This is a genomic window from Agrobacterium sp. BT-220-3, from assembly GCF_025910175.1.
GTDB lineage: Bacteria > Pseudomonadota > Alphaproteobacteria > Rhizobiales > Rhizobiaceae > Agrobacterium > Agrobacterium oryzihabitans.
Window position 1 is genome coordinate 1 of sequence record NZ_JAPAIX010000031.1, and the last position, 5,087, is coordinate 5,087.

At 53.4% G+C, this 5,087-nt stretch carries 4 protein-coding genes; 1 reads left to right on the forward strand and 3 read right to left on the reverse strand.

Annotated elements, in window-relative coordinates; genetic code table 11:
• Nucleotides 1-660 precede the first annotated feature (660 nt).
• Nucleotides 661-1,092 carry a restriction endonuclease gene (locus OK142_RS24970; RefSeq protein ID WP_498685706.1) on the forward strand — a complete coding sequence of 144 codons (432 nt, stop codon included), beginning with the start codon at nucleotides 661-663 and terminating at the stop codon, nucleotides 1,090-1,092.
• Between the two features lie 27 nt (nucleotides 1,093-1,119).
• On the opposite strand, the gene OK142_RS24975 is transcribed toward OK142_RS24970, so the two are convergent.
• The 3 genes from OK142_RS24975 to OK142_RS24985 form a co-directional block, all read right to left on the reverse strand.
• A complete protein-coding gene (locus OK142_RS24975) occupies nucleotides 1,120-1,683 on the reverse strand; it encodes a recombinase family protein (protein ID WP_498685703.1) in 564 nt (187 codons plus the stop codon).
• Between the two features lie 558 nt (nucleotides 1,684-2,241).
• Nucleotides 2,242-3,261, reverse strand: a complete 1,020-nt coding sequence (locus tag OK142_RS24980; protein WP_498685704.1) for a LuxR C-terminal-related transcriptional regulator — start codon at nucleotides 3,259-3,261, stop codon at nucleotides 2,242-2,244.
• Between the two features lie 371 nt (nucleotides 3,262-3,632).
• A complete protein-coding gene (locus OK142_RS24985; protein WP_498685705.1) occupies nucleotides 3,633-4,889 on the reverse strand; it encodes a hypothetical protein in 1,257 nt (418 codons plus the stop codon).
• Nucleotides 4,890-5,087: the final 198 nt, after the last annotated feature.

Below are 5,087 nucleotides of genomic sequence, written 5' to 3' on the forward strand. Positions count from 1 at the left end.
TCAAGCACCATACGGATGGCGCGTTGGCGGACTTCAGGTGAAAACTTGTTCGTTGTCTTGCTCATATCGGCTCCACTCTCTCAGAAGTTGGAGCCTCCGGCAAACCCGGTGCGGTTCAGGACTACAGATCACACGACCTTTAAAAATTGGCTCATTGAAGCGGGCTTGGCCGACGAAAATGGCTATGTCATATCCGACGAATTTAAGCGTGTCGTTGGAGGGATAGGCCCCGATGAGAGGGACGAGTTCTTGTCACTCAGCTTGGCTCAGCAGGTGTTTGTACAAGAGCTACGCAAAGAACATGAAACCGCTGCACCTCCTTTTTTAGTCAGTACTTTAGTCACTCGGTGCCTTGCAAATTATGCATACCTCTTCGATGAAGATCAGTTCGCAAAAGACGTTAGAAAACCACTCGTTGACGGTGGTTGGGTTAAAATTTCAGGTCTAGCTACAGGCAAGCAGGGCGGGCGGTCGGGTTACGTTGAGGGCACGGAGAAACTTCTCGACATCCCCCTCGCAGATATCCACCCGGACTTTGATCAGGTTATTCCTTCCGAACTTAGGTCGAAGCTGCAAACACCGCTAAGCGAGATTTCGGTCGATCTTTTCGGAGACGACAAACACAAAGCTGGCCTTGCGCTAGAGTTGCTGTCTCTGCGGATGATCTTGGACCTTGGCCTTTCTCCTAGACACTTCCGGCTACGAAGCGCACAGACTGCCTTTGCAGAAGTGGATTTGATAGCGGAGGCCGCCCACCTTCTCTTTAGCCGTTGGACCTTCCAATGCAAGCGATACAGCGGCACTGACAAGGCTACACGCGTGGGGCTGAGTGAGGTTGCAAAAGAGGTGGGCATCGCAGTATTTTCGCGCGCGCACGTCGTAGTAATGGTCACAACTAGCGATTTCTCAAAGGATGCCAAGAGTTATGCAATTGAGGTGTCGCGGGCAACTCCTCTGCAGTTTGTTTTCGTTGATGGTAAGGTGCTTAAAGAATACCTAAAAAGGGGCAGCCAAGTCCTCCATTCTCACTTCCACAACAGCGCCTCCGAAGTTATGACGCTCAAGCGGGGGCAGCCTCTTCCCAACGAGTGACCAATTCAAGTAGTGAGCGAGCGTCTATTATTTTGGGGAGGCTTGCTCCGAAGGTGCCAGAAGCCGATATACGCTTGCACGACCGATACCTAGCTCTTTCGCGATCAGCGTAGGGCTAACTCCGGCTTGATGCATTTCCCGAATAGTATGCGGATTGATGGTTGCCTTCCGACCGGAATAAATACCTGCAGCCTTTGCCTTGGCAATTCCCTCCATCTGTCGCTCTTTACGAAGATTCGTCTCGAACTCAGCAAACACCCCAAGCATATCGAGGAAAGCTTTCCCGGCTGCTGACGTTGTGTCGATAGGCTGTTCCGTTGCCTTGAGCGAAACGCCCTTGGCCTTGAGCTTCCTAACGATGTCTTGAAGATCGCCTATAGAACGCGCTAGGCGGTCGATACGCGTGACCATGAGTGTGTCGCCAGTGCGCATGAACGACATCAGCGTGTCGAGTTCTTCGCGCCCGTCTACGGTCGTGCCGCTACGCTTCTCTTCACGCACAAGCTCGCAGCCAGCCTTGAGCAAGGCTTCGCGCTGGATGGTCAAGTCTTGTTCATTGGTCGATACGCGCGCATAGCCGTAGGTGGTCATGATGGATGGCCTCATGTGTCTCGTTAGGGTCTAGAGCCTTCACAACTATCGTCTCATAATAGTGAAGTCAACCCATATGAGACACATAAACTGTCTCATGAGAACGTCTCGCTGCGGTATACCTAAAGAAGACGCCACCCGCTTCTATATTTCAGGCGACTCAGGCAGGGTCGAACTCAAAGGGGATTTAAATGAAGAACTACAACCACAGTCACGTACATAGCGGGTCGGTAATTTCCGGCACACACGCGGCATCTATCACAGTCGGAGATTTGCGAGACGCGCTTGCGGAGTATCCTGACGATGCTAAAGTCATTTTCGGAAGCGTACACGGTGCCGGGACGTTGATGTTCAACAGGTTCAAAAGCAGAGGCGACGACCTTCTTCAAATGGAGTTCGATACGGACAGCGATTGATCGACCGCCATAGAGCATCGCTACAAGCGGGCCATGGGGGATTTTCACGCGGTTTATTTTTAGATAACCCCGGACATTTTTGCTGATAAAACATCCGGGGCTAGTCTATAAAATTTTGCTGGCAGGATAAATGCCGCCCTATCTAAAACGCGCAACCATGATCGCTAATATCCAAGATCGACCGCCCATTGTTATTAGGGGCGGACTTTCGTCGATGTCTCGAAACGCTTGCCTCAGAGACATTAAGCTCAGCAGCGATCTGCTTGTTGTTCATTCCACCCGCAGCAAGCTCCCGCACTTTAGCGCCATCAACGGAAGCGCGCTCTTGAAGTCTCTCGCTATCGATAAGACCCTCTTTGCGCATTGTGGCAAGGACGCGGTACACTGACGACGGGTCGCAGCCTAGTGCCTCGCCAATGGACTTGTTTGAGAGACCTTCTAAATGAAGCTGTTTAACAGCATCACGCTCTAAGGGATGTCGAATAGTGGAGTCTGTGAGACCCGCGTTACTGAGGGCGAGGAAGACCGTGCGGAGGGTGCATCCCAAACGATCCGCGATTTCTTTTGCGCTAAGACCATCTCGACGCCAATCAGTAATCTGTATCGGGTCGAACTTTTGGACACTGCCAATCGCGGCAACAGGTACACCTGAGGTTTCGAGGACACGCTTCACAGTCTGAATACCGCAGCCGGAAACCTTCGCAACTTTAGGGAGGGACGATCCGTTTTTATATCGAGTGCAAATTTCGACGTGGTCTATACCGTGCTTCCCATCATATCGAGATTGGCGAACAGCTAAGCGATCTGGGCGGCGTTTGGCAGCGACATTGACCGCTCTGGTGTTCCACTGAAGATTGTCGATGGTATTGTTAGACGGATTATCATCAAGGTGAAGGGTCTCCATACCTGGCGGGCATGGACCTTCGAACGCTTCAAGCACGAGCCTATGGACCGCGCGCGGCGGTAGCTTCCTTTGGGTGCCATCACTCTCCAAAGCCATGAGACATACATATGCGTATCCAGCTTTCCTAAAGTAACATTTGATTATGTTCTGATCAGACGCGCGGCGGATGCGTCCGAGAGAACTTGCTTCATAAAGGACGTGACTTGGGATCAAGCACCAGCGTTCGCTCGACACAAGGTCAAGTCGTTCTTCGTTCATATTGATGTCCGAGGGAAAGCCGCGAACGCACGTCCGCTGCGGGGAGACCACAGCACGGATTGCTTCGGCAGAGTTGTGAGAAAGAGGGCGGCGCGCAACTGGCAAGGCTGCAAGTCAGCTATACGGGCTAATGCCTTATATGATTTATCTCATGATGAATGAGGCAAGTAGCTCAGCCTTACGTAGCCCTACAAGCAAGCGTTAAGCTAGTCATGTGGCCTATGCATATAGCTTACCTCTCGCTGTTCTAGTGGGCAGGTCTTATTCGCGATGGCTCCGAACTGCGTGTGGATGTGGCCGCACCTGTAGGGGTCGAGATGCGGCCACTACCCTGCCAATCCGATGAAGGAATGCCAGGGCGATTGTTGAAGTCAGTTTCCGAGGAAGGTTGTGTCGCGAGGTTCGCGGTCAGGCAGATGAGAGAGCATCGCCTGTGTGGCGTTCAGCAAGCCGTAGGTTCGCAACCACGGGACGATTGTTGAGAGGCGGTTCATAGCCTCCTGTTGCGTGACCTGCTGGTCTTCGCGAACAGCGTCGATCAAGGAACCGAATGTCAGATCGCCTACCCGCTTCGCCATCTGGTAGAAGGGGAGACCGCCAACTAGGTCGTTACCAAGGCCGGAAGTACGGGAGCCATCAAAGACGCGCATGTCCCGACCAGAGAGCCAAGACAGCGGCTCAAGCATAGAGTCCACGATGAACGGCAGGACGGTCAGGTCGCCAGATCGGCCAAGCGCAGCTGTTGCCGCACCCTTGCGGGAGTAGAGCATCTTATCGAGGTACGCTTCACGCTTCTCCTCAGCCATGCCAAACGCTCGCATATGGACCGTCATTGCGTAGGTAGCAGCACCGACGACACTGGACAGGATCAGGGAGCTTGCCGAGGAGGCGTCGTGCATCTTGATGCCGCGCAGAGAGTTCGACGCGTAGCTTGCCAGCATGAACGTCTTGAACTGTCCCATGAGACGGCCAAGGTCGTTCTGCATGATCGGAGGAAGATGCGCAGGGCTGGCTTCAAGGACCTGCACTTTGCTTTCGCGAACGACGTTGCTCATAAGCTCGTCGATTTCACGCGACCACTTGGCATCCAGCTTGTCCAGATGCAGCTTCTTTACGACGCCGGTATCCGCAAGCTCGATAGCTCCGTCTTTGATCATGGCATTGAGGTTCTTCACCATGTCTTCAGTGAAGCCCATATCCTTGAGGAGCTTTGCGCTGATTGCCTTCTTTCCTTGAGCGTGGTTGACGAACGTCTGCAATGCAGATCGGGTCGCCCATCGCGTTAGGAAGTCAGTGACAGGAGCCGACATACCAATCAACGACGTGGCCGAGGCCATGCCTTTCGTGATGTGTTCAGCCCGGCCAAACATCCGCTCTGTGAAGCTTTCGCCATAGTAGCGGTCCAATCCCTCATACGCCGTGAAGACGCGTGTCCTTGCCGTGTTGGTGCCTTGTCCTGTCAGTAGCTCCAAGCCTTCAGCCAGTTCGTTACCAGCACGTCCAGCAGTCCCTGTGCGGAACACGCGGAAGATATCGGCAAGATCAAACTGAGAGAAGGCAGCGGCGACACCGCTACGGGCGATGATCTTCGGAGCGTCACCAATCTGAGAGATACCGTTCATCACCATGAATGACGCGAACGCCATGTTACGGAGAGACCGGCCAGCTGACTTGAGGAACTTGAAATTCTCAGGGTCGCTGTCTGGATGTGATTAGGCATGGAATAAGGACCCCGCACATGGGGTGATCGGCGTCCAAACGGGACCCCCATTTGCAATGGGGTTACAACAGCCTCCGGTTTCATCGGAGGCTTTTTGTTCGGATGC

What these genes read in the sequence shown, in the direction of transcription:
- OK142_RS24980 (WP_498685704.1), bottom strand. Translation starts at nt 3,261, where the DNA reads ATGAACGAAGAACGACTTGACCTTGTGTCGAGCGAACGCTGGTGCTTG.
- OK142_RS24985 (WP_498685705.1), bottom strand. Translation starts at nt 4,889, where the DNA reads ATGGTGATGAACGGTATCTCTCAGATTGGTGACGCTCCGAAGATCATC.
- OK142_RS24970 (WP_498685706.1), top strand. Translation starts at nt 661, where the DNA reads ATGATCTTGGACCTTGGCCTTTCTCCTAGACACTTCCGGCTACGAAGC.
- OK142_RS24975 (WP_498685703.1), bottom strand. Translation starts at nt 1,683, where the DNA reads ATGACCACCTACGGCTATGCGCGCGTATCGACCAATGAACAAGACTTG.